Source organism: Lunatimonas lonarensis, assembly GCF_000390185.1.
GTDB classification, from domain to species: domain Bacteria; phylum Bacteroidota; class Bacteroidia; order Cytophagales; family Cyclobacteriaceae; genus Lunatimonas; species Lunatimonas lonarensis.
On record NZ_AQHR01000089.1, the window covers coordinates 1 to 24,878 of the forward strand.

25 protein-coding genes are annotated in these 24,878 nt (G+C 43.5%); 19 read left to right on the top strand and 6 right to left on the bottom strand.

Features of this window, described 5'->3' with window-relative positions; genetic code table 11:
- Positions 1 to 75: 75 nt before the first annotated feature.
- Positions 76 to 927 carry an alpha/beta hydrolase gene (locus ADIS_RS15730; protein WP_238325450.1) on the bottom strand — a complete coding sequence of 284 codons (852 nt, stop codon included), beginning with the start codon at positions 925 to 927 and terminating at the stop codon, positions 76 to 78.
- Between the two features lie 206 nt (positions 928 to 1,133).
- Here ADIS_RS15730 and ADIS_RS15735 point away from each other — a divergent pair, with 206 nt between their 5' ends.
- The 3 genes from ADIS_RS15735 to ADIS_RS15745 all read left to right on the top strand — a co-directional run bounded on the left by ADIS_RS15735 (position 1,134) and on the right by ADIS_RS15745 (position 4,029).
- Positions 1,134 to 2,681 (top strand): AbgT family transporter, encoded by a 1,548-nt coding sequence (locus ADIS_RS15735; protein ID WP_010855619.1) that lies wholly within the window; start codon positions 1,134 to 1,136, stop codon positions 2,679 to 2,681.
- Between the two features lie 4 nt (positions 2,682 to 2,685).
- A complete protein-coding gene (locus tag ADIS_RS15740; RefSeq protein WP_162141577.1) occupies positions 2,686 to 3,564 on the top strand; it encodes a serine hydrolase in 879 nt (292 codons plus the stop codon).
- Between the two features lie 90 nt (positions 3,565 to 3,654).
- Positions 3,655 to 4,029: a DUF2784 domain-containing protein gene (locus tag ADIS_RS15745; protein WP_010855621.1), complete on the top strand. Its 375-nt coding sequence runs from the start codon at positions 3,655 to 3,657 to the stop codon at positions 4,027 to 4,029.
- A gap of 60 nt (positions 4,030 to 4,089) precedes the next feature.
- On the opposite strand, the gene ADIS_RS15750 is transcribed toward ADIS_RS15745, so the two are convergent.
- The 3 genes from ADIS_RS15750 to ADIS_RS15760 form a co-directional block, all read right to left on the bottom strand.
- Positions 4,090 to 5,652: a SulP family inorganic anion transporter gene (locus ADIS_RS15750; RefSeq protein WP_035806439.1), complete on the bottom strand. Its 1,563-nt coding sequence runs from the start codon at positions 5,650 to 5,652 to the stop codon at positions 4,090 to 4,092.
- A gap of 252 nt (positions 5,653 to 5,904) precedes the next feature.
- Complete coding sequence (locus ADIS_RS15755; protein WP_010855623.1) at positions 5,905 to 7,209, bottom strand: D-alanyl-D-alanine carboxypeptidase; 1,305 nt, start codon at positions 7,207 to 7,209, stop codon at positions 5,905 to 5,907.
- A gap of 12 nt (positions 7,210 to 7,221) precedes the next feature.
- Positions 7,222 to 8,136 (bottom strand): serine hydrolase, encoded by a 915-nt coding sequence (locus tag ADIS_RS15760; protein ID WP_155907552.1) that lies wholly within the window; start codon positions 8,134 to 8,136, stop codon positions 7,222 to 7,224.
- 191 nt (positions 8,137 to 8,327) lie between these two features.
- Between ADIS_RS15760 and ADIS_RS15765 the strand changes: the two genes are divergently transcribed.
- Positions 8,328 to 8,945, top strand: a complete 618-nt coding sequence (locus ADIS_RS15765) for a TetR/AcrR family transcriptional regulator (protein ID WP_010855626.1) — start codon at positions 8,328 to 8,330, stop codon at positions 8,943 to 8,945.
- Positions 8,946 to 8,956: 11 nt separating this feature from the next.
- Here the strand turns inward: ADIS_RS15765 and ADIS_RS15770 are convergent, their stop codons facing one another.
- The gene (locus tag ADIS_RS15770) at positions 8,957 to 9,355 is read right to left on the bottom strand and encodes a GNAT family N-acetyltransferase (RefSeq protein WP_010855627.1); all 399 of its coding nucleotides are present in this window, start codon (positions 9,353 to 9,355) and stop codon (positions 8,957 to 8,959) included.
- A gap of 468 nt (positions 9,356 to 9,823) precedes the next feature.
- Between ADIS_RS15770 and ADIS_RS15775 the strand changes: the two genes are divergently transcribed.
- The 13 genes from ADIS_RS15775 (at position 9,824) to ADIS_RS15845 (ending at position 22,656) form a co-directional block, all read left to right on the top strand.
- A complete protein-coding gene (locus tag ADIS_RS15775; protein ID WP_035806418.1) occupies positions 9,824 to 11,176 on the top strand; it encodes a TolC family protein in 1,353 nt (450 codons plus the stop codon).
- Positions 11,173 to 12,231: an efflux RND transporter periplasmic adaptor subunit gene (locus ADIS_RS15780; RefSeq protein WP_035806420.1), complete on the top strand. Its 1,059-nt coding sequence runs from the start codon at positions 11,173 to 11,175 to the stop codon at positions 12,229 to 12,231. The genes ADIS_RS15775 and ADIS_RS15780 overlap by 4 nt, the downstream gene beginning before the upstream one ends.
- Positions 12,228 to 15,275 (top strand): efflux RND transporter permease subunit, encoded by a 3,048-nt coding sequence (locus ADIS_RS15785; RefSeq protein WP_010855631.1) that lies wholly within the window; start codon positions 12,228 to 12,230, stop codon positions 15,273 to 15,275. The genes ADIS_RS15780 and ADIS_RS15785 overlap by 4 nt, the downstream gene beginning before the upstream one ends.
- Positions 15,276 to 15,285: 10 nt before the next feature.
- Positions 15,286 to 15,717 carry a DUF2147 domain-containing protein gene (locus tag ADIS_RS15790; protein ID WP_035806423.1) on the top strand — a complete coding sequence of 144 codons (432 nt, stop codon included), beginning with the start codon at positions 15,286 to 15,288 and terminating at the stop codon, positions 15,715 to 15,717.
- A gap of 19 nt (positions 15,718 to 15,736) precedes the next feature.
- Positions 15,737 to 16,516, top strand: coding sequence for an SDR family NAD(P)-dependent oxidoreductase (locus ADIS_RS15795; protein WP_010855633.1), 780 nt, complete (start codon positions 15,737 to 15,739; stop codon positions 16,514 to 16,516).
- A gap of 5 nt (positions 16,517 to 16,521) precedes the next feature.
- Positions 16,522 to 17,316, top strand: a complete 795-nt coding sequence (locus ADIS_RS15800) for a hypothetical protein (RefSeq protein ID WP_035806443.1) — start codon at positions 16,522 to 16,524, stop codon at positions 17,314 to 17,316.
- Positions 17,317 to 17,320: 4 nt separating this feature from the next.
- Positions 17,321 to 17,938 carry an SRPBCC domain-containing protein gene (locus tag ADIS_RS15805; RefSeq protein ID WP_010855635.1) on the top strand — a complete coding sequence of 206 codons (618 nt, stop codon included), beginning with the start codon at positions 17,321 to 17,323 and terminating at the stop codon, positions 17,936 to 17,938.
- Positions 17,939 to 18,409: 471 nt separating this feature from the next.
- A complete protein-coding gene (locus tag ADIS_RS22425) occupies positions 18,410 to 19,249 on the top strand; it encodes a patatin-like phospholipase family protein (protein WP_162141578.1) in 840 nt (279 codons plus the stop codon).
- Between the two features lie 91 nt (positions 19,250 to 19,340).
- Positions 19,341 to 19,574, top strand: coding sequence for a hypothetical protein (locus tag ADIS_RS15820; RefSeq protein ID WP_010855638.1), 234 nt, complete (start codon positions 19,341 to 19,343; stop codon positions 19,572 to 19,574).
- Positions 19,575 to 19,741: 167 nt separating this feature from the next.
- Positions 19,742 to 20,314: a Crp/Fnr family transcriptional regulator gene (locus tag ADIS_RS15825; RefSeq protein ID WP_010855639.1), complete on the top strand. Its 573-nt coding sequence runs from the start codon at positions 19,742 to 19,744 to the stop codon at positions 20,312 to 20,314.
- 103 nt (positions 20,315 to 20,417) lie between these two features.
- Positions 20,418 to 20,939, top strand: a complete 522-nt coding sequence (locus ADIS_RS15830) for an SRPBCC family protein (protein WP_155907554.1) — start codon at positions 20,418 to 20,420, stop codon at positions 20,937 to 20,939.
- Positions 20,929 to 21,558 (top strand): SDR family NAD(P)-dependent oxidoreductase, encoded by a 630-nt coding sequence (locus ADIS_RS15835; protein ID WP_010855641.1) that lies wholly within the window; start codon positions 20,929 to 20,931, stop codon positions 21,556 to 21,558. Before ADIS_RS15830 ends, ADIS_RS15835 begins: the two co-directional genes overlap by 11 nt.
- 246 nt (positions 21,559 to 21,804) lie before the next feature.
- Positions 21,805 to 22,656: an SDR family NAD(P)-dependent oxidoreductase gene (locus ADIS_RS15845; protein ID WP_035806433.1), complete on the top strand. Its 852-nt coding sequence runs from the start codon at positions 21,805 to 21,807 to the stop codon at positions 22,654 to 22,656.
- Positions 22,657 to 22,707: 51 nt separating this feature from the next.
- Here ADIS_RS15845 and ADIS_RS15850 read toward each other — a convergent pair whose 3' ends face one another.
- Complete coding sequence (locus ADIS_RS15850; RefSeq protein ID WP_010855644.1) at positions 22,708 to 23,286, bottom strand: NAD(P)H-dependent oxidoreductase; 579 nt, start codon at positions 23,284 to 23,286, stop codon at positions 22,708 to 22,710.
- Between the two features lie 311 nt (positions 23,287 to 23,597).
- Between ADIS_RS15850 and ADIS_RS15855 the strand changes: the two genes are divergently transcribed.
- Together ADIS_RS15855 and ADIS_RS15860 are read left to right on the top strand one after the other, a co-directional pair.
- On the top strand, positions 23,598 to 24,176 hold the full coding sequence (locus ADIS_RS15855) for a Crp/Fnr family transcriptional regulator (protein WP_010855646.1): 579 nt from the start codon (positions 23,598 to 23,600) through the stop codon (positions 24,174 to 24,176).
- Between the two features lie 188 nt (positions 24,177 to 24,364).
- Entirely contained in the window at positions 24,365 to 24,742 is a 378-nt protein-coding gene (locus ADIS_RS15860; protein ID WP_035806435.1) for a hypothetical protein, read from the top strand.
- Positions 24,743 to 24,878: the final 136 nt, after the last annotated feature.

Sequence of the window (24,878 nt, forward strand, 5' to 3'; positions counted from 1 at the left end):
TATTACCAAAACGATGGCTAGTTTAACTTAGTAAAGTAGAACTAGGAACCAGTGGTTCATTTAACGATCCACCCACTACCTCCTCTCCATCCACTTCTCCGCCAACTCAGGCCAGCTTTCCGCAGCTACATTCCCCGGCCGCAGCCCATAGCCGTGCCCCCCGGTAGGCAGAAAGTGAAGCTCCACCGGGATATTATGGTCCCTGAGGGCTCCTGCGTAGACCAGGGCACTGTTGCCGTGGCGGTCATCCGCGGAGCCAAACAGAAAGGTGGGAGGTGCTTCCTCCAATGCTGAAAGTTCCGCCGTCAACGTCCGGTTTTCTCCCTGATCCAGGTAGGCAGGGTAGATCAACAGCGCAAAATCGGGCCTAGCCGAGACCAAATGGTCGTTTTCGAGGGAGGGATAGCTGCGCATGTGGTGTTGTGTGGATGCCCGGGCCGCCAAGCTGCCACCCGCTGAGAAGCCGATTACTCCCAGGTTGCCCGCTTCCACGCCCCACTCGGCGGCACGGCTGCGGACCACCCGGATGGCGCGCTGCAAATCCATCAGGGCTTCTGCCTGCTTGTCCGGTACCCGATACTCCAATACGAAGGCGGTATAGCCCAAAGTGGTCAGCCATTCGGCCACTTCGTGCCCTTCCTTATCGATGGCCAGGATGCGGTAGCCGCCTCCCGGACACACCATCACGGCGTGTCCGTTTCTTTTACCAGATTCAGGCCTGAAAACGGTAAGGGTCGGGTCGGTAATATCTGTGATGCGGGTTACTCCTCCGCTGGTATCGGAGGTTTGTACCGGGGCGGCTTTTGGGCCAGCCTCTCCGGGTACTTGGCCGGGCCATATGGAAATGCGTTCCCTCCCCTGGGCAAGGAGCAGGTGGGAACAGGTCAGTAGCAACATGCTCAAAGTATAGGGTAGGAGTTGTTTCATGACAAGCAGCTTCATAAGGTGGAAGACTTGGATGTTTGGTTGCTTTGGCAATATCCAAAAAAAGGCAGGCATAACCACCTCAAACCGCTAGATTCTGCTTCCTCGTTAAAAAGCAGATCCCGTTGGGGTAAAATAATGGACGGAGTAGTATGATTTTTCCACGGGCTGCTTATTTTTGGTAAATACCAACACGCCAACCGAATCCCATGGACAAAGCCACTCCAAAAATCACGCTGCTTGATCGTTTTCTTAATCTGGTCGAACGGGCGGGGAACAAGCTTCCCGATCCCGCCATTTTATTTTTGGTATTGATGTTGATCGTATGGGTGTTTTCAGCCCTGTTGGCCCCCATTGATTTTGGTGAGATCGATCCACGCACCGGCGAAAAGCTCCGCATTCAAAACCTCCTTTCGGGGGCACAGCTAGCCTCTTTTCTTTCCAACATGATCCAGGTTTTCATCAACTTCCCTCCCCTGGGCGTGGTGTTGCTGGCCATGCTGGGTGTGGGGGTGGCTGAACACAGTGGCTACATCAATGCTGGGCTGAAGTACCTCTTGGGCTTTACGCCGGCGTCTCTGCTTACCCCGATTTTAATCCTGGTAGCCATCGTCAGCCATACCGCTGCCGATGCGGGCTATGTGCTGGTCATACCGCTGGGTGGAGTCATCTTTTATGCAGCCGGTCGCCACCCCATGGCGGGCATAGCGGCCACCTTCGCCGGCGTGTCTGGCGGCTTTAGTGCCAATTTTATCCCCTCTGCCATCGATCCCTTATTGCAGAGCTTTACGCAGTCTGCCGCGCAGATCATTGATCCCTCAGTGGAGTTGAATCCGTTGAACAACATTTTCTTTACCGGGCTTTCCAGCTTGGTGGTCATAGGGGTGGGCTGGTACCTGACTGACCGGGTGATCGAGCCCCGCCTTTACCGCTCAGCGCCGGTTGATGAGCAATTGGAAGATGTTCCAAAGATGGAAGAACTACAGCCTAAGGAAAAAGCTGCGTTTAAGTTGGCCACGTCTGTGATGCTGGTTTTTCTGGTAGCCCTGGTTGTTTGGGCCTGGCCGGAGACCTCTTCCATGCGTGATGGAGCGGGACAGCTGACCACCTCGGCGGCACCTTTGATGAGATCCATTGTCCCACTGATTTTTTTGGTGTTCTGGCTACCGGGCGTGGTTTTTGGCTTTGCATCCGGAAATTACACCGAAATGAAACACGTGGTGGGCTCCATGAGCAAATCCATGGGCAGTATGTCCCATTACATCGTGATGGCCTTCTTCTGCGCGTTGTTCATCGATGCCTTTACCAAGTCGAATATAGGTGCGTTGACGGCGTTAAAGGGGGCAAACTTTCTGCAAAGTCTGCAACTGCCCGGGCAGCTGACTATCGTCGGTATTATCGTGTTGAGTGCCTTTGTCAATTTATTGGTGGGGTCGGCCTCGGCCAAATGGGCCCTGATCAGCCCCATTTTTGTGCCCATGCTGATGCAGTTGGGCATTTCTCCGGATCTGACCCAGGCCGCCTACCGCGTCGGCGACTCCGTGTCAAATATCATCACCCCCCTGCTGCCCTATTTTCCGCTGGTGGTTATCTTTTGCCAGCGCTATGTGAAGTCCACCGGTATCGGTACGCTCGTATCGATCATGCTCCCCTATACACTGGTTCTTCTGGTAGTCTGGACGATCTTCTTGTTGATTTACTGGACGCTGGGCATACCGCTGGGCTTGCAATCTACCTATGAATACATTGCCCCTTAGCGATATGCAAAAAGTATCTGATTATCGGCAAATGTCTGGGACCCTCTCTTTGGATCACCTTACTAATGGCATCTTTTTTGGCCTGTTGTGGTTGCTCGCAGCCTGTGCCAAGCCCGATGCGCTAACGGCGTATTTGGCAAGCCTTCCGGATGAAATTCAGGTCTCGTATCAGATTGGTATTCAGGAAAGGGAGGTGCTTTCGGTACATGATCCAGCTAGGCGGATTCCCTCGGCAAGCATCATCAAGGTACCCATTTTGATTGCCTTGATGCAGGATGTGCAGGAAGGGAAGCGGTCGCTTTCGGAGGAAATCGTGTTACATGAGTCCGACATGGTAGCTGGGGCAGGGGAGCTGCAGTTCCGGGCTCCGGGAACGGTTTATTCGCTGGAATTTTTGGCCAGGGAAATGATCCGGATCAGCGACAACACCGCCACGAATCTACTCATACAGACGCTGGGTATGGACCGAATACAGGGTTGGCTTCAAAGCCATGGTTTTCGGCAAACCCAGCTAAATCGGTTGATGATGGACTTTGGGGCCATTGAAGCCGGTAGGCAGAACTACACGAGTGCAGAGGAGATGGTTCGTATGTTGTTGGAACTTGCGGACGGCAAGTACCTAGACGCGAAGGGTACGGACTTTGTACTTGAGTTGCTGCGGGACTGTGCGGATAGGGAGGCTATCCCATCCAAACTGCCTGCAGGAACGGTCGTGGCCCACAAGACCGGCACGCTGGACTATGTGCGGGGAGATGCGGGGCTGGTGTGGGGAGAAAAACCACTGGCTATCTGTGTGTTTGTGGAGGGGTTCTCCAGCTTGGAGCAAGCGGATGAAATCATTGGGCAGATCGCCCTGTTGGCTTTCGATACATACGGTTTCTAGTACTGCATACGCTTACCAAAGACCGGTGTTGTTCTCGGTTTTTGTACATCACATGGGAGGAAATGGAACTATTGGCTAAACGAATTGACGATGAGTGAAGGCACGTACTTGATCCTTGCGGACTATTTCTTTCTTATTTTCCATAACCTGCTTATCGTGTTCAACCTGTTTGGTTGGATCGTGAAAAAGTGGCGCAGATGGCACCTTGCCTGCATCCTGCTTACCTTCGCTTCGTGGGGGATTCTGGGTATATGGTATGGTTTTGGCTACTGCCCGCTGACGGATTGGCATTGGCAGGTGCTGCGTAAACTGGGAGAGTATGATTTGCCCTCTTCCTACGTCAGCTACCTGTTGGACAGGATCCTGGGCATTAGGTTGTCACCCAACTTGGTAGATGCCTTGACCGTTGGGTCCACGCTTTTGGCACTTGTTGCATCCCTATGGGTCAATTTCAGAAAAAAGTAAGCACCTCTTATAACCCAATCAGGTGGCTGGGGTCTGTTTAGGGCACAGGAGGCACTTGATTTATACGAATGATTTGGAGGCGTTCTTTTCGACTACGATCTTGTACGAAGGATCGTCATCGGTGTAGTTCACGTTGATGATTTTTTCCGCTTTGTTCAATAGCACTTTGCTGCTTGTATTTAAATGCCTTATATAGACGGTTTTCCCCAGCTTTTCATACCGTTCGGTGACTTTGTGTACGGCATCTATGCCCGAGTGGTCCACGATCCGGCTTTCGGCAAAGTCGATAATGATTTCATCAGGGTCATTCAATGGGTCAAATTTTTGGCCGAAGGCCAATGCGGAGGCAAAGAACAGCGGCCCGTAGATCTCGTAATGTTTCACGCCATTTTCGTCAACGGTTTTTCTCGCACGGATCATCTTCGAGTTTTCCCATGCAAAAACCAACGCGGCGATCACCACGCCGATCAATACCGCCAGGGCCAGGTTGTGGAGCAGGACGGTAACGAGTGTGACGAGTACCATCACGAGTACATCGGATTTGGGTACTTTACGAAACACCTTTAACGAGGCCCATTCAAAGGTACCTATGGCCACCATAAACATAAGACCTACCAAAGCAGCCATGGGTATCATCTCTATATAGGTAGATAAAAATAGGATGAAAACGAGTAGACCTACCGAAGCCACAATGCCGGACAGTCGGTTTCTTCCTCCGGCATTGACATTGATCAGTGACTGCCCGATCATGGCGCAACCGCCCATGCCACCAAAAAAACCGGTGGTGAGATTAGCTACACCTTGGGCCACACATTCTTTGTTGCCATGTCCCCGCGTTTCGGTGATTTCATCGATGAGGGTTAGGGTCAGCAGACTTTCAATGAGCCCTACCCCGGCCATAATGGCGGAATAAGGCAGAATGATCATAAAGGTCTCCCAGGAGAGTGGAACCAAGGGAATGTGAAATTCCGGTAACCCTCCGCTTATAGAAGCCAGATCCCCCACCGTCCGGGTGTCAATTCCCGCGAAGATAACGATCAGGCTAATGGTCAAAATGGCCGCAAGGGCAGAGGGTATGGCGGTGGTCAGTTTGGGGAGAAACTTGATGATCGCCATGGTCAGTGCCACCAGCAGGATCATGATCGCCAATGGCATCCCTGTCATCCACACAGACAAACCTTCTGGCGTAGTGGTTTTGAACTGGGCAAATTGTGCCATGGCGATGACAATGGCCAGGCCATTCACAAATCCGAACATTACCGGGTGTGGGACCAAGCGGATTAACTTCCCAAGTTTCAGTACGCCTACCAAAATCTGGATCAGTCCCATGAGGATTACTGCTGCGAACAAATATTCCACACCATGCTGGACTACTAAGGCCACCACAACGACCGCGATGGCTCCGGTAGCTCCGGAAATCATTCCCGGGCGCCCTCCGAGGATAGAGGTGATAAGCCCAATTATAAAGGCCGTATACAGTCCAATGAGGGGGCTGACACCCGCAATCAGCGAAAAGGCCACAGCCTCCGGCACAAGTGCCAGCGCAACGGTTAGCCCGGAGAGTACTTCGTCTTTCAGATTGGCTTGCTTGGGCTTGAAAAAATTCAAAAATAATTGCGTCATTTTTTTGTTTAATGAGGTTTGCTCATCAGCTCCCATAGATTTTTGTACAGCTTTGTATTCCAGATTACCGGAATGGTTTCTGGAAACGAAATAGCCTATGCGGACGCTGATCGTCGTTGATGTAAAATGGTTTTTGGGCTGGACTTAATTCAGGAGTGCAAATTTGCAAATAATAATTGGTTTTTTTGTGGTTTGTGTTTCCCGAGATGGGGGGTGGAAAGGTTTTTTGGCTAGAAAAGCAACGATCCTTCTTTACTTGTAGTGCTGATGGATCCGGTACAGGATCTTTTCCATCTCCCGCTTGAGGTCGTCCGATGGGATCGGGTAGTTGTTGTGCATAAAGCTAAAGTAGAGCGTTTTTCCACTTTTGGTCAGCAGGTACCCGCTTAGGCAAATGGAGTTGTTGAGCGTGCCCGTTTTGGCGTAAATATAGGCTGGCTGCCCCTCGTCGGGCTTATACCAAGAGCGGATGGTTCCCTTTGTGCCTCCGGCCGGAAACACGTCGAATATGGTTTCCTCCGGTACTTCTGCTCGTATTTTGCCCAGCAATTCGATGATGCTTTTGGGCGTAAATTTATTGTCGCTGGACAGGCCGGATCCGTCGGCCCATTGGGGTTCATGGATGAGATCATCGAGCAGGTTCTTCTTGGCATAATCGATGGCCGTAGCTGTACTAAGCGAATCGGTTAGCAGGTCCGAGACTAGCAGGAGCAGTTGTTCGGCCAAAAAGTTGTCGCTGTCCTCCATCATTTGTTTGTAGATCTGAGCGGTTCCCAGTCCAGGTAGCTTTTTGGGCTTTCTTCCCTTAACGATATCGTAAGGGATCACCTGAATGGCCTTGCCTAGGGTGTCGCGGAGCAGGGAGGCGGTAAGATGGGCAGAAGTAATGAAGGGTTTATCTGTCTGAAATGCGGCGGTATCAGGCCAGTGCAGCGGTAGTAGAAAGGAATTTTCAAATTGTTTTCGCAGCGGCTGTGTTCCCGTAAAAGCGGGATCCGGGTAAAGCAATTTGTCGAAATACCTTGGGTAAAGGGATAAGTCGTTCGCTTTGGAAAACCGTACCACATTGCCGTAAATCGGCAGGGCGGAGCGCTCGGCACCAAAATAGTAGGTATACCAACTCCAAGACCAGCCGGGGCCATTTGCCCTCACCTGCGGAAAATTGTCCGCCAGGTATAGTTTTTTGTCCGATTTACCAAGCAACTCCAAGGCTTGTCCGCCTTTAATGTCCGGGTGTAGCAACGATGGATCCCCTGTGCCCCAAAAGATCAAGGAGTCGCCACTTTCGAGGTAGTTAAGCGCGTTTACCTGCTCGCCGAGCAATTTGTAAGAGGTGTAAAACGTGAAAAGCTTGGTATTGGAAGCGGGAACGAAATAAAGGGTCTCGTTGAGGGCATACAGCGGTTTGTCCTTTTCCGGATCCACCAGCATAAAGCCTGTAAAACCAGACGTGTTGAAAACCTCCGATTGCTCTATGGCCTCTCCGACCTTTAGGGAAGAACAGGAGGAAATTGCTAGTAGCAAGCATGAAGAAAGGGCCAGTAAAAATCGTTGCATCGTGGTGGTTTTTTAGAGGTTTAGGGAGGAAACATACTCGTAGACGAGCTTACTGACCTGTGCGATGGTTTCTTTTCCCGCAGCGGCATCGGTAAGGTTTTTGGACAAAAGCACCAACACATACCGCTTCCCATCGGGAAGCTCGAGGATGGCGGAGTCATGCTGCACCCCTGTGATGGAGCCGGTCTTATGGGCTACCCGAACCGTCTCGGGCAGGTATTTGGGGATTAGGTCTTTGAAATACTGATCACCGAGGATTTTCATCATCTCCGTACTGGCTTCCCGGTTTACGGCGTTGCCGGTGGCGATGGCCTCCAAAATAAGCATCAGGTCGAGGGCGGTGGTGGTATTGCTCAGGCCTGCATCGAAGGCTTTTTGGTCTTCCACGCCCCGCAGCACCTGTATGTCGGCTGCGCCCAGTTCCCGCAGGGTTTGAGTGACAGCTTTTGCGTTGACCAGCTTGATCAGGAGATTGGTGGCCAAGTTACTGCTTTTGATGATCATTTGGTAAGTGAGGTCATAGATGCTTGCCTGTAGGCCGATCCTACTGTACAGCTCCTCCTGGGAGTCGCTGCTTAGCTCCATGGAAAAGGTGCTGCCATCCACGATGCTGGTGAATTCGTTGATCACCGGTATGGAATCGCTCAGCGAAAACCTGCCCTCCTCCGCCTGCTTAAACACCTCGATCATCACGGGGGTCTTCATGGTGGAGGCAGCGTGAAAGCTTTCGCGTTCGTTGATTAGGAGTGTCTGTGTGGTGTCGTTTAGCAAGCGGAACGCCATGGCAAAGTCACCCGCTGTCTCTTCGAACAGTGCCTTGATTTCCTGGTTGAGCTTGGATAGGGGTGCTTCCGTTGGGGAAGTTTGGCAGGCAGCGAATAGGGCCGACACTATGCCAGTAAGCATAAAACGGTTAGTGGTTGTCATGCAAGAAAAAAGCTTGGTTTATGGGGAAGCAAGATAGGGGCAATTGAGATACTTTTCAACTTCCTTTTTCAAATCTGGCTTCGGAAGCTCGTCAATCGAAAAATTCCTTTGTTGATCCTGCCTGAACCAGTGAAAAGCTGGTTGATATATTGAACAATGTTCACTAAATTTGTCTTGTTCAAAGCATAGATATGGGAGTAGCAGAAAGAAAAGCCAAAGAAAAGGAAGAGTTGAGAGCCTTGATCTTGAATGCCGCAAAGGAATTATTTGCCGAAAAAGGCATTGATCAAACGACAATCCGCAGTATTGCCAAAGAAATCGAGTACAGTGTGGGTACTGTCTATTTATACTTCAAGGATAAAAATCAGATTCTTCACGAGTTGCATTCGGAGGGTTTTTTAAAGCTTGCCAAGGAAATGAGGACTTTGTTTCATGTGTCTGATCCTATGGAGCGATTGAAAGCCTTGGGAAGGGCCTATATGTCATTTGCCCTGGAGAATACCCAAATGTATGATTTAATGTTCAACATGCGGGCGCCTATGGAGTTTGTCAAAGAGCAAGAGGAGCAAAACTGGCATGAGGGCTCCAATGCATTTGATGCTTTGAGAAATACAGTCAAAGAATGTATGGATCAAGGTTACTTCAAAGGACATAGTCTTCAGCCCCTATCCTTTACCATTTGGAGTTGTGTGCATGGAATGTGTTCCCTGTATATCAGAGAACGTGTAAAAGGCGCCACAGGGCAGGATCCAGAGAAGCTATTGTACGATGCTTTTGAAGATTTCTTGTTGATGCTCGTCAAAAGATAGTAGATCGATCTTTAAACTCCGGTTTTTTTCATTCCAATTGCGAATTCAGTAAACCCAAATTTCTTGTAAAAGGGGATTAATCGGTCTTCGCAAAAAAGTTGAATAGGAAGGCCTTTTTTGGTGCATGACTCAATAAGTAATTTGGAGATTTGACGACCGATACCTTTGTTTTGAAGTTCTGGAATAACCCCAACACCACATAGGTAAGCGTTTATAATACCATCGGAAATCACCCTTCCGGTTCCAATCAAGGCTTTGTTGTGGTAGGCATATACGACACGCCAACTTTGCTCCATGGCTAGGTTTAAATCTTCTTTAGTTAGCTTTAAATACTTGTTCCAGTCTAACTTTTCATAGAGATCAAATAGGTCATCCGGACCGAGAGGTTTGTCTAAATATTGAATTTCCATGTTGGTTGATTTTTTAACTAATTTAAGAAAGTTTAATTAAGGGCCTGCTACCTTGATCCGACATCTGACTGGTGGCTATTTTGGTAGCTAAGGTTCTTTTAAATTCAGTATATGGCCGTTTTTTAGATTTCGGAGGATTTTTAAATTTCGTGCAGAAAAAATTCTCGAATTTCTTTTGCATTAATGAACAATGTTCATTATGTTTGTTATGTTCAAAAATATTTATATAGTCTGGGGAATTTCGACAAAATTGAAGGGATAGAAAAACCGGGATTGACAGGGTTTTTGGTTCAACAATAGTTTATTAATCAACCTAAGACCCTATTTAAATTGGTTTAATAGCCATTTTGATAACAGATTGCCATACAGTAAAACCGAGGGGAAATTTATTGGGTGGTCAGTTGCTTGAGTTATAAAAAATTTTACCAATTAAATGAACAATGTTCATTTTAAATACATAGGTCATTTATGAAAAAAATTCTATTATTCATGCTGGGTTTTGGGATGCTGGAAGTATCCATTGCCCAAAGTATTCTTGAAAACTATATTCAGGAAGGCTTAGCATCTAATCAGCAGCTGCAAGGGAGGGTACTTGATTTTGATAAAGGCATCTTGGCATTATCAGAAGCTCGAAGTTTATTTCTTCCAAGGGTGAGCTTTGAGACAGACTACTTTTTAGCAGGAGGAGGGAGAACGGTGGATTTTCCTGCCGGTGACTTGCTCAATCCTATTTACAGTACCTTGAATCAGTTGACCGAAAGTCAAGCTTTTCCGATGCTTGATAATCAGCGCATACTATTGAATCCCAATAATTTTTACGATGTCCGCCTTAGAACAACCTTACCAATTTTTCAAGCAGAACTCCTATACAACAAAAGAATTCAGTCAGATTTAACAGCCGTTGCAGCTTTTGAATTGCTTATTTATAAAAGGGAGTTGGTAAAAGAGATCAAAATTGCCTATTTCAATTACCTCAAAACCGTTGAAGCTGTACGCATTTTCCAGAGAGCTTTACAGCTTGCAGAAGAAAGCAAGCGCATCAACGAGGCTTTGTTTAAAAACGAAATGGTCAATAAAACCATTGTTGTAAGGGCTTCTAATGAAGTAATCCGATTTCAAAATGAATTGGAAGCAGCTTTTCAGCAATCAGCTAACGCAAAAGTTTATTTCAATTTCCTCCTCAACCGGAACCTAACCGAACAGGTCATTGAAACCCAACAAACTTTGCCCTTCCTTGAGACATTAGACGATCACAATTCCTTTTTGCAGCGAGAAGAACTGCAACAGTTATATGTTTCTGCAACTATCGATAAGCACAATATTGGTTTAACAAGGGCCTACCTTTTACCGAAAATTTCCGCCTTCATGGATCTTGGATCACAGGGCTTTGATTGGGAATATAACAATCAAACAAGGTATTATTTTTTCGGTCTTTCAACCCGTTGGAATGTCTTTGCAGGTGGACAAAATCGGATCCAAGTACAAAAAGCAAGAATTGACCATGCCAAAACATCTTTAGTCATTGATCAAGTTTCCGAGCAGCTTAAAATGGCATTGATCATAAGCCAAAATAATTTTAAAGCTTCCTATAGCCAATATTTAGGAAATGTAAGCCAAGCTCAAAGCGCTAAAAGAGCCTATGAGGATTCCATGAAATTGTATGCTGTTGGACAAATCCTGTTTATTGAATTATTGGATGCTCAAAATCAATTAATAACCGCCCAACTCCAGGAGAATATTTCCCTTTTTGAATGTCATATCAGAATTGCTGAAATCGAGCGTGCCAGTGCTTCCTTCAGCCTTAACTCTCAAGAATTATGAAAACTTTAAAAACATGGACCATAGTCCTGCTAACCAGCTGTATTGCTCATGCATGTTCTTCCAATGCACAGCGCTCTGAAATAGAGGAAGTTGGGGATGCAATATCCGTAACCTTATTCGCTTTAGAGGAAGTAACTGAGGAGACTCAGGTTACTGGAACAGGCTTACTCAGTAGTATCAATGATGTTCAATATGCTTTTAAGGTCGGAGGTGTAATTGATAGAATATTTGTGGAAGAAGGTCAATCTTTTCCAAAAGGGAAATTGATTGCTCAATTGTTATTGACTGAAATCGATGCAGGTCTTCAGCAGGCACAATTGGCTGTCGATAAGGCCTCAAGGGATTACCAACGTGTTCAGAATTTGTTTGCTGACAGTGTGGCCACACTAGAACAATTACAAAATTCCAAAACAGCGTTGGAGCTAACCGAAAAACAACTATCTACAGTCGCTTTCAATAAAAAATACGCATTTATATATGCCGACAAACCTGGTTTTGTGGTGAAGAAACTAGCAAACGAGGGCGAAGTTATAGCTGGGGGATCTCCTGTGTTGGCATGTAGTGAAAATGGAAACAAAAGCTGGGAACTGAAAATAGGGCTTTCTGACAAAGAATGGGCAAAAGTTTCTATAGGAAACAAAGCCCAAGTGATGCTGGAAGCATTTCCGGATATCTGGTGGGAGGCAGAAGTGTTCAGAAAATCTGGTGCAGCAGACATGGGGACTGGTTCTTTTCAGGTGGAACTTAAGTTGGAAAACTTGACCGAATCTGCTGCCATAGGGATGTTTGGAAAAGCTATTATTCAAACAGGGTTGCAACAAAAATCTAAGTTAATCCCCTATGAAGCGCTGATCGAAGCAGATGGAAAAATTGCTTTTGTCTTTGTACCAATGGGTACCAATCGGGTCAAGAAACAACCTGTGGTTATTGAAAACTTTTCCGAAAAAGGAGTCAGCATCAGTGAAGGCCTTGAAGGGGTAAGCGAAATCGTCTTAGGGAATTCCGCTTTTCTCAATGAATTTTCTATCATTCAATTCATCAAAACACAGCCATGAATCTGACAGATTTTTCAGTGAAAAACTACCAGTTTACCCTGGTGATGTTTGTAATGGTGGCAGTCATTGGAGTAGTGACCTTGCTGACCATGCCTAGGGCAGAGGATCCGCAGATTAATCCGCCTACCTACCCAATCGTAGTGGTTTATCCTGGTACCAGCCCACAGGACATGGAAGAGTTGGTGGTGAAACCTATCGAAAACAAAATCTATGAACTAGAGAATATTGATAAAATCGTGACAGCTATTGAAGATGGGCTGGCGGTGCTCCGAGTAGAGTTTAAGTATGGGGTTGATGTGGATGACAAGTATCAGGAAGTGGTACGGGAAATAAATGCACTTCGCAATGACCTGCCAGAAGATATTTTATCCATAGAAATACGAAAAGTAGATCCCAGTGATGTGAATATTCTTCAAGTGGCCTTGGTCAGTGAAAATGCATCTTATCGTCAGCTGAAGAAAAAGGCTGAAGACCTTCAGGATCAGCTGGAAAAAGTAGTCGATCTCAAAAAAGTGAAAATATCTGGAGTACCTGATGAAGAAGTTCGGATTGATCTAAAACTGGATAGGATTGCTGCATTTCAAATTCCCCTCAATGTGGTGCTGGGCAGCATTCAAAGCGAAGCTGTCAATATTCCAGGTGGAAGTGTTACCGCTGGCAACAAGACCTTCAATGTCAAGACCAGTGGGAAGTTTACCAGCCTTGAGGAAATCGAAAATACAGTGGTGAGCAATGCCAATGGAAAAATCATTTTACTGAAGGAAGTTGCTGAGGTTGATTTCAAATATGAAGAGGAGAAACACATCACCCGATTGAATGGAAGGAGAGCAGTTTTGATAAATGCCGCTCAAAAAACTGGAAGCAATATAGCCAGTACACAGTCCAACTATGAACCTGTAATCTCCGAATTTGAGAAAAGCTTACCCGAGAATATTAAGTTGTATAAGCACTTTGACCAAGCTGATAATGTATCAAGGCGCTTATCTGGATTGGGTCTTGACTTTTTGATTGCCATTGTACTCGTTCTGTTTACCTTATCTCCCTTGGGTATTCGTGCTTCTTTGGTGGTCATGTTGGCTATACCGCTCTCCTTAGCCTTGGGTTTGGTTGGCTTAAACGCTTTTGGCATTTCATTGAATCAATTAAGTATTGTTGGCCTGGTGGTTTCACTTGGTCTGTTGGTTGATGACAGTATTGTCGTGGTGGAGAATATTGAGCGTTGGTTGAGGGATGGGTTTACCCGAAAAGAAGCCGCAATCAAAGCGACCAAGCAGATCACCTTACCCGTGATTGCAACGACTGCAACATTGATTATTGCCTTCCTTCCCATGGTCTTTTTACCAGGAGGGCCTGGAGAGTTTGTAAGAGGTTTGCCACTTGCTGTGATTTGCAGTGTATTGGCCTCTACAGTGGTTTCCCTGACCATAGTGCCCTTTATTTCCAGTAGGTTTTTGAAAGAACATGAAAATCCAGAAGGAAATATATTTCTCCGTACATTGAAAAAAATAATCGGCGCCACATATGCAAAAGTGATGAAAGTGGCTTTGAATAACCCAGTGAAAACACTGGTTTTTTCATTCTTGTTATTCGGTGGTTCCTTGTTGCTTTTCCCTGTTATTGGCTTTAAACTTTTTCCTACCTCAGAAAAACCTATCTTTTTGATTAATGTAAAAATGCCATTACAGACCAGCTTACATGATGGAAACAGAATTACCAGAATGGTGGAAGATAGTTTGAAGCGAAATGAATTGATCCGGTATTTTTCAACCAATGTGGGAAAAGGGAATCCGCAAATTTATTACAATGTACCCCAGCAAGAAGAGAAATTTGACTTTGCCCAAATCTTTATTCAAATGGCTCCTGATGCCAAACCTGTCCTGAAAAACAAATTGATCAATCAGCTTAGGAGCCAGTTTGCTGCTTTTCCTTATGCCAAAATAGAGGTTCAGGATTTTGAGCAGGGACCACCAATTGAGGCGCCAATTTCCATTCGGGTTTTCGGAGAAAATCTTGACAGTCTGCGCAAGTTGTCCTTTGAAGTGGAAAGGATTCTGACCGCTAGCGATGGGGCATTGTACATCAACAATGAATTGAATACACTCAAAACAGATTTAAAAATCGCTATCAACAAGGAAAAAGCCAGAACCTTGGGGGTATTCACAGCAGATATTGACAGAACTGTTCGCTTGGCTGTGGCAGGACTTACCATGGGAACTTACACCAATGAAAACGGAGATGATTTTGATATCGTAGTCACTTCTCCAAAAGGGAAGTACAGAGGTTTAGACGCCTTAGAAAATCTGTATGTCAATAATGCCCAGGGTGCGGCTATTCCTCTCAAGCAATTGGCAAGCTTGGATTTTGAAACTTCACCCACTACCATCAATCACTTCAATAAAAACCGATTTGTAAAAGTAACCTCCTCTACCCGAAAAGGTGTATTGGCCAATGATGTTCTGGCAGAAGTTGTTCCGCAATTGGATGCCATGGAAATGCCGTCAGGGTACTATTACAAACTATCAGGAGAAGCTGAAAGCGAAGATGATGCCTTTGGGGGTGGTTTTATCACCGTGATTTTGCTGACAGTTTTCCTATTTGTGGCTGTATTGATATTGCAATTTAAGACTTTCAAAGGGCTTTTGATTGTGCTTTCCGTGATTCCCTTGGGAGTTATTGGTGGCGTTAGTCTACTCTGGTTGACCGGAAATCCTATGTCTTTTATTGCCATCATAGGATTTATTGGTTTGGCAGGGATAGAGGTGAAAAATTCCATTCTCTTGGTAGACTTTACCAATCAACTCCGAAAGGAAGGAGTGGCTTTGCAAACTGCCATTGAGCAAGCTGGGGAGTTACGGTTCTTGCCCGTTGTCCTCACTTCTTTGACTGCTATAGGAGGGCTATTGCCTCTTGCTCTCAATCCAAATCCGCAAATTTCCCCACTAGCTATAGTCTTGATCGGAGGGCTGATCAGCTCCACCATCCTTTCGAGGATTGTGACCCCAGTAATGTACAAGCTTATTCCACCAAAAATTGAAACACTTTAATCCTTAAAATATGCTAAAAACACATGCAATACTATTCATGCTCTACTTTCTGCCTATTTATGGCAATCAAGTTCTGGCACAAACCCCTTCCAATGCCATCGTTGGAGAGTGGGTCAATGAAAAAGGCGATGCCAAGTTCAAGATATACCGAAAAGGAGACAGTTTTTACGGAGACATAACTTGGGGTACAGGTGGGCCCACAAAAGATGTAAACAACCCTGATCCTGCAAAAAAAGAACGTGATCTTGTTGGTCTAACAATACTGAATGATTTCAAGTATGAAGGAAAGAATCTATGGTCTTCTGGGACCATTTATGACCCTAAAGATGGAAAGACTTATTCCTGTAAAATGACCCTCAAAAAGCCAAATCAATTGGAAGTAAGAGGTTATTTAGGAGTTTCTCTTTTTGGAAGATCTGAAATTTGGACAAGAGTTAACTAACTATCTAAACACTACATAAATGAACAAATACATTTTAATCACAGGAGCTTCTTCTGGCATTGGCTATGAAATGGCTCAACTATTGGCTGCTCAAAAATTCAATTTGATTTTGGTAGCAAGAAGCTTACGGATTTTACAAAAGATGCAGTTGGAATTGTCTGCTCAATTCAATATTGAGGTCAAGTATTTTCAGGTTGACCTATCCGATTTGGAAGCTACCCAAGAACTTTACAATATCATCAAAGTCCAGGAGCTACAGGTAAGTCACCTTGTCAACAATGCCGGTTTTGGCGACTATGGAAGTTTTTTGGATACTTCTTTGGAAAAAGAATTGAACATGATCAGCCTAAATATCAGTAGCCTAATGATGCTTACCAAGCTTTTTGCACAGGATATGGCTGCAAGAAAATCAGGTAGAATCATGAATGTTGCATCGTTGCTGTCCTTTATACCTTTTCCTTATTATTCAGTCTATTCTGCTAGCAAAGCTTTTGTTTTGGCCTTCTCAGAAACTATTGCTGCAGAACTGGAAGATTCAGGAGTGGTAGTGACAACTTTATGTCCTGGAACTGTTGAAACCCCCTTTCATACTCCAGAAATGCGGAAAACCAATGCCATGAGCTCCAATAAGCCCGTTCCAGCCAAAGATGTAGCAGAAGCAGGTGTAAAATTGTTGCTTCATGGAAAAGGGAAGAAAGTTGTTGGTTTTAATAATTGGTTTATTTCAAATTTACCAAGGGTGACACCATCTGCGATCATGATGAAGATCAAGAAAAATCTAGCCAGTCCAAAATCGTAATGGTTATGCTTGACTTTGTGTATGAATTGAAGGAAAGGAATGCAACGCTCTTTTATTTTGGGCTTTTGTGTTTGCTGCTCTCTTTGGTCTTTTTGGCCATGACCAGAATTTCCAATGTGCAGGTGTATCAGGTCAATGCCTGGTATAAACCTTTCAAATTTGCCTTTTCTACCTTTCTATTTGCTTGGGCCATGGCTTGGTATTGTTTCTACCTGACTGATTTTAACATAACGGTTTTCAATTGGTCGGTGGTCCTATTATTGGGATTTGAAATAGGATACATCGCCTTGATGGCGGGCCAGGGCAAGATATCCCATTACAATGTAAGCAGTCCATTTTACTCTATGATGTTTTCCATGATGGCATTAGCTGCTACGTTGGTTACTATTTACACCGCTTATGTGGGTTTACGGTTTTTTGCAGGTTCATTTCCAGATCTTCCAAGCTATTATCTCTGGGGAATCCGATTGGGGATAGTGATTTTTGTGATTTTCTCCTTTCAGGGTTTCTTGATGGGAGGACGCATGAGTCATACCGTTGGACTGAGCAATGATAATTCCAACTTGTTTATTGTCGGTTGGAGCAGATTGGTGGGGGATCTGAGGATTTCCCATTTTATTGGTATGCATGCCTTGCAGGTGTTACCCATTTTGGCATTTTATGTATTGAAAAACACCAAGCTGACTCTTGTAGTAGGGTTACTCTATGCAGCTTTGGCAACTTTCACCCTATATCAGGCACTTCAAGGAAGGCCTTTGATTCCTGAGTCTAAGTCAAAAATATATACAACAAAAATTTAAACATATGAAAACTCACTTATCTATTCTTCTTATCATGCTCAAAATCAGTGTGGTAAATGCACAAATCAGCAGTAAAAAATTCAATCCTGAAACCAATTTGATTGAATGGCCGGAACAATTCAATCCAGAAAAGTCGGACTTCTATGTACACAACGAAATCGAAATCAATGCTGCGCCAGAGGTGGTTTGGAAGCTTTTGATCGAGGCAAGTGATTGGAACAAATGGTACGGAAATATCCAAGACATCCAATTTGAAAATCCCCAACAGCGAGATCTTTCCGCAGGAACCAAAGTCTTTTGGAAGTCGATGGGGCAGGAGCTTAACAATACAGTGATGCAATTTGATCCTAATAAAGCTTTAGCATGGCAGTTTGATGAAGCTAACATCCAAGGCTATCACGCATGGCTGATTATTCCTACTGAGAATGGTTGTAAAGTTATCACTGATGAATCCCAAACTGGAAGATTGGCCAGGCTGCAAAAAGTCTTTTTGCCGAATAAGTTAAAGAAGCAGCATGATGAATGGTTAGTGAAACTGAAAGAGCATGCAGAAAATCCTGTCAGTCTTTCTATGTCCCTCCAAATTCCTAATAATAATCATCTTACAAAAACTGTTGAGTGATGTACAAACGTGTCTTCATAAGCTTTTCACTGGTTTATTTTCTAATGGCATTTTTGCTATTGTTCAAAGGTGGGCATTGGATTGTTCCTTCAGGTTTCCTTGCACAATCTGGGGAGAATTTCTTTCTTCCTTTTGTGATGATTCAAATAGGATTTATGTATCTAATATCCAGTACTATTACCTCAATTATATACCAAGTGAGAATAATGTTGGTAGTTTTCCTGATGTCTTTTTTCCTAATGATGCGTGAAATTATAGATTTTATCTACGTGCATTCGGAATTTAGCTTTCGACCTTTGACTTTTTTGGGGATAGGACAGGGCTTAATTTCATTCGCTTTTTTATTGGAAATTATGAATAAAGAGGATTTATAAAATGGATCCTATCCTTTCATTTAATGGATTTAGTATGCTAGTATTCAGATGTTTGTTGATCACCTCCGCATGCTATTTAACTTCCTGTAGTAAAAGCTTGAATTATGTTGCTGAAGACAGTCCTAAAGCGTTGGCTAAGGTTTCTGAAATCTATCCTAAGCCAAAAATTGCATTGGTTTTAGGAAGTGGTGGACCTCGTGGTTATGCACACATTGGTATTTTGAAAGTTTTAGAGCGCAACCAAGTACCTATTGATATGGTAGTGGGTTCTAGTGTAGGTTCATTAGTTGGCGCTTTCTGGGCAGCTGGCTATTCGGCTGATGAAATTTCTGAAATTGCTTCCGAAGGAGGTCCATTGACTTTATTTGACTTTTCTATTTTTCTAGAAAAAGGCTGGATCAAAGGACAGCGTCTTCAAGACTATGTAAACGGGCAATTTGACAATGTCAAAATCGAAGATCTTCCTAAGTCTTTGGTTATTGTAGCGACAAGAGAAATCGATGGAAGCCCCAGATTTTTTCAGCAGGGTAATTTGGGGGTTGCTGTTCGAGCATCAAGTGCAGTAAAGGATGTTTTTGCACCTGTCGGAATCAATCATGTCACTTACATTGATGCAGATGAATCGCTTCCTGTCGCTGTTGAGGCTGCCCGTCAGGCAGGAGCCACATTCATTATTGCCATTGATGTATCCGCTAGAGAGGGTGTGGCTCCAAAGGGAACATCTAAAAAACAATTGAAAAAGGACGCTTTACGAAGAGGTAGGATAAATCCCCAAGTGGAAATAGCTGATTTTCTACTGCATCCTGATCTTGATTACAAGGCAGGACCTTGGAAAAAGTATTTTAAACATGCGGAAAAAGAAGGGGAGAAGTACGCAGAAAGTATGATTGAGGAACTGCTAGAAGCGATGAATTTTAAGCTTAATAATCTGGATTAAAAGTCCTTGGGAAAGGCTGGGAGAACCGATATGGACTCCCGGTCCCGAGGCACAAAGTGCGATAATTGACTAATAAATTAAACTCTATAATATGAGCAATTTCAACCTATTAAAAAAAATGACCTTTGTGTTCCATCAATATGGAATTAACCTGGCAGGGAAGAAGAAGTTTGACGACCTATATGAGGTTCATAATATGGATCAGGTGTTTGTGTTGGGTCTGATATACGAACTGGAGCTTGTAGCATTGAAGAATATAGAAGATAAGGATGCTTATGAGGTAAAAGCACCCGTTCAGATTATTGAGTTGCTAATCACCCGGTGACTATTTTTTAATGGGAGGACTGGATGGGAAATGATTTCAAGGTTGATGTGGGTTTCTTGGTACTGGTCCTCCCACTTCCCAAATTTGGAAGTAGAAATCAGTTATTTTACCAATTTGTAAATTATCACTGATCATAATTGGTTGCATTGCCTGAAAATCAAACAGCTATGCAACAACTAATAGATACCATCCTGCAATTTGGATCCCTCACGCAGCAGCAGATAGAATTGATTAAATCAAAAACAGAAGTTCGGACCTTAAAATCAGGTGATTATTTTTCGGAGGCCGGTAAAACTGCCAATCATGTGGGTTTCATCCTTGAAGGTGTTTTCAGGGTTTGCTATTACAATAAAGATGGCAACGAAATCACCCGGTATTTTATAGATGAAAACAATTTTCTGGTTGATCTGAACAGTTTATCCTATCAAATTCCCTCAAGTGAATACATTCAGGCTGTGACCGATGTGGAGTTGGTGGTTTTCAAAAGAAGTAGCCTGACTGACTTGGCCAATACCATAGTAGGTTGGGATAAAATTACCAACCAAATCACCACAAAAGCACTTTTGGACAAGGTGAGCAGGATCAGCCCAATGGTGGCGGAAGATGCAACCACATGCTATCAGAGCTTTTTAGAGCAGTTTCCTAAAATGGCCTTGAGGATACCACTATCCTATCTGGCATCTTATTTGGGAATTACGCAGCAGTCCTTGAGTAGGATTAGGAGGAATTTAAATCAGTAATTCCTTATTTACCATTTGGTAAATACTCCCGCAGTCATATTGCTGACCTTTGCTTTATCAAAATCAGAGCAGTACAAATATGACTAAATACTTTCTAATGTTAATGACCACAATCCTATCGATAGGTACTTCTAACGCCCAAAGAACTAGAAAATTTCCTGAAACCAAAGCGGAAATAATCATCAATACACAGATTGATACAGCTTTTAATTATATCGTACCAGTTGATTTATCCTTGATTTTCAAAAGGTATAAGCGACTGCCAGCGGTTGAAAAGACGAACGAAAATGAGCTTTGGTTTAGACCGGGCTTAACCCGAACAGTCTATTTTGATGATGGAACCACGGCAAAAGAAACTTTGCTAACTGTAGAACAAAGCCAATCATTTACCTATAAAATCGAAGGCTTCACCTCTCAATTGAGGTTTTTAGCCAAAAGGATCGAGGGTAATTGGCAGTTTACCACTATGGAAAATGGGCACACCCATATTGAATGGACTTATACGATTATTCCTAAAAATTTTATAGCTCGCTTTATCATCAGGTATTTTATCCTTAAAGATATCAATGGCCTGCTCAACAATGGCTTGTCGATTATCAAAGAAAATCTAGAAAATGAAGAATAAATACATATTAATTACCGGTGCCTCTTCCGGGATGGGGGAGGCCACTGCCATTTTGCTGGCAAATCATGGCTATAAAGTATTTGCCGGTGTAAGGTCAGTATCAGCAATTCAGAAGTTGAAAAATCTTCGGAACTCTAATATTATTCCACTAAGATTAGATGTCACTAAGGAAACCGATATTATTGAAGCAATTGATCAGATCAAGAGCATCGTCGACAGCTTTGGTCTTTTTGCTTTAATAAACAATGCCGGTAATAATTACAGCACACCTACGGAAACATATAATGAAGAGAAGGCCAGAAACCTTATGGAGACCCATTTTTGGGGCATGGCTTCCTTGACAAGACATCGTATTTCTTTGCTTCGGGTTTACGCTGAACAACACAAAGAGGGAGCAAGGGTTTTAAGTGTTGGTTCAGTCGGGAGCATTTCTGCCTTTCCTTTTATTCAGTTTTACAATGCGGCAAAGTTTGCCATACTTGGATTTACAGAGTCGCTTCGATTTGAGCTAAAACCCCAAAATATTCATTTATCAGTGATTTTACCCGGCTCAGTTAAAACAGAAATTTGGAGAAGAACAGAAGAAACCATCAATGAAACGCTCAGCCTTTTGAATTAAGAACAAGCGGAATTGTATAAAGCAAATATTCTGTCAGCGAGTAAACTTTCTTCAAGTCTAGAGAAAAGCGGTGTGAGTTCAGAAAATGCAGGAAAGATTTTTAAAAAGGTATTAGAAACCCGAAGACCCAAACTCAAATACTTTATCGGAATGGATGCCAAAGCGGTGAATATTATGGTGAAGTATCTTTCTGATACTGATAGACATTGGATCATGAACAAACAGTTAAAATTTAAGTGATTAATTATGGAACACAAAAAAAGAATTTTGATCACAGGTGCAACAAGTGGAGTTGGTAAAGCAGCTGCCATGGCTCTAGCCGGAAGTGAAAATGAGTTGATTCTTATCGCCAGGAATGAAAAAAAGGGGGAAGCAGTCAAAAGGGAGATACTGAATCTTTATCCATTCACAAAGGTCAGCCTACTTTTAGGAGACCTCTCTTTGATGAAAGATATCCGGAAAGTGGCAAGGCAATTTCAGAATAAATTCGAAAGCTTGGACGTGCTTATCAATTGTGCAGGTTTAGTATCAAGTGATAGGGTAGAAACTTCGGAGGGAATTGAACAAACGCTTGCAGTAAATTACCTATCGCATTATCTGCTTTCCAATTTACTCCTTCCAGAATTAAAAAAATCGAATCAAGGTAGGATTATCAATGTGGCATCTCTAATTCCTCCAATTGCAAAGGTTAATTTTGATGATCTTAATAGCGAAAAAAATTACAATGGAATTAAAGCATATCTTCAGTCCAAAGCGGCAGATGTAATGTTTACCTACGACCTGGCTGAGGAATTGAAACATACAAATATGACCGTCAATGCAGTGCATCCAGGGGTAGTAAAGACGAATTTGGGAGTAAATACCTCCAAAGGTTTTCTTTACCTCTTTGTAAAATTCTCTGAAAAATTTTTAGCAATTACTCCGGAAAAATCTGCTAAAAGAATCGTTTACCTTGCTACGGATCCTGGACTTTCAAAAATTACAGGGAAGTATTTTAAAGGTGGTAAAAAACCTGTTGCCACCAACTCATTCTCAAATAATCCTGAAAATAGGAAAAAGCTTCTTGAATTGACTAAGCTATTTATTGGTCAAAACTGAAATTATTTTTGGCCATTTTTTACCTTCTCAGGTTTAAAGAGTGCGTAGTGGCTATTTTTGCCTTTCCCCCAATCTCTTCGCCTTTTTAAGCCAATTGTCTCTTTTCTTTGCATTGGAGGTTCTGACAATCCCTACATAGGTAACATTTACCGGATTGACCCCGCAATACTGTAAAGTTGATTTTTTGAGCTGATTGACACTAGGTCTGCCAAATAAAAGTCGATAAATCCAACCCGGTTGATCCAAGGTGGTAATAATCCTTGCAGATTTTCCTTTCAGAAGTTTGTCCCAAAAAAGTGATTTCTCCCGGTATTGAAATGCAAAACCCGGTAAAAACAGTCTGTCAATAAAGCCTTTCATTATAGCAGGTAATCCTCCCCACCAAACCGGATGCACCCAGACCAAATGCTCTGCCCATTGTATAGTTTCCCATGCTGCCAGTAAATCCGGCTCCAACTCTGTTCTTTTTTGGTAGCCAAATTCCAGATTTGGATTGAACTTCAAATCAGCGATTATCAGTTCCTTGATTTCAGCGCCAGTTGCCATAGCTCCTTCTTTGTAAGCTTTTGCCAGTCCAAAGTTGAATGATTCCCTGTTGGGGTGCCCGTTGATAATGACTATTTTTTTCATATCCCAAAGATAGAAATGCCAAGAACAGGCATATAGGACAAATGTCTAAAAAGAAATCTCTTTCCTGATTCTACTGAGATGGCGCTGCGTAATTCCCAGATAGGAGGCTAAATACTGCAAAGGGATTTGTTGAATATATTCGGGATGGTTTTCAAGCAGGTAGGCGTAACGTTGAATTGCACTGTCCTTTTTAAGTTGGAATACCCTCTTTTCCATTTCCTAATTTAGCATTTTGGTATTGGTTTAAGTCAAAATTCAGGATAAGCTCGTGGATTAACATTAATACCTAGAAATTGGTATTATCTTTCGAAATGGAATCCTACCTTATCCAAGTCATCCAAAAAAGCATTTCCTTAACCAAAGAGGAAATTTCGGCAGTTGATTCGGCCTTTGGCTTGCGACTGAAACTGGAGAAAGATCAACTTTTGTATCCTTCTAATAGCCACTGTAAATATATTTTCTTTATCGAAAAAGGAATCGTTAAGCATGCTTACCTCTCCGAAAAGGGTGAAATCATCACCTGTGATTTTTCTATGGAAGGCCAGTTTTTGACGGATTATGGCAGTTTTACCACAAACCGGGCAAGCCTCTATCAATTTCAAGCTTTGGAAGAGCTGCACTTTTACAGAATAAATTTGGTCGATTTGATGAATTTGTATGCTTCACATCCCAAGATCGAGACATTTGGCCGGATGATCGCAGAACAGACTACAGAGAGGATTACCCAAATGGCCCGTAGCCTAATCAGTGAAAAAGCATCAGATCGCTACGAACGGCTATTGAAAGAAAAACCTGACTTATTGCAGCGCGTACCCCAAAAATATATCGCGGCTTATTTGGGTGTCAAGCCGGAATCTCTTAGCCGGATCAGAAAAAATTATTTGGGCTAAACGCTTCTTAACAATTGTCAACGTCAGGGCATTTTGTTTTTCTGAATTTTGGTGGAAATAATCCGTTTAACCAAAATTTTAGAAAACATGAAATCGGCATTAAAAATTCTGAGCGAATTTTACAACAACCGCGAATGAATTTTTAATCAAAGATTCCATGTGACCACTAAAAATCAAATTAAAAACACATGAAAAAATCATTGTTATTAATCATTATCGTGCTTGGCATCACAAGTCAGCTTATCGCTCAGGAACGAAGTAGGGTCGGCTCATTAGTACTTGGTAGTAAGGAAGAGCCTTTACCTTTTATGATGTCGGTAGATGCCTATCCGTTTTTGTTTTTAGCGAATGGAGGGGGTGGTTCCCTGGGATTTGAGTTTGACCATTGGCAAGTGGGCCTGATTGGCTTTTCGGTAGTGCCTCCTGATTTTATCAAAAATACCTTTTTTCAAAATGCCGATGAAGTCAATATTCGCAGGAATTCGGCTGTAGAGCTTTATGCCAGATATTACCTGCGTCCCGATAGAAAAGGTATTTATCTGAGTGTGCTCGGAGGGCCGGAATGATTCATTATGGAAGATAATGACACCAAAGTCACAGAAACCCTGGTAAAATCGTATGTGGTTCCGGCACTGGGTTTTAGGGTGTTTCCCTTCAATGGATATTCCGGAGCATGTTGACCCCTGTAATCCGGAACGATTT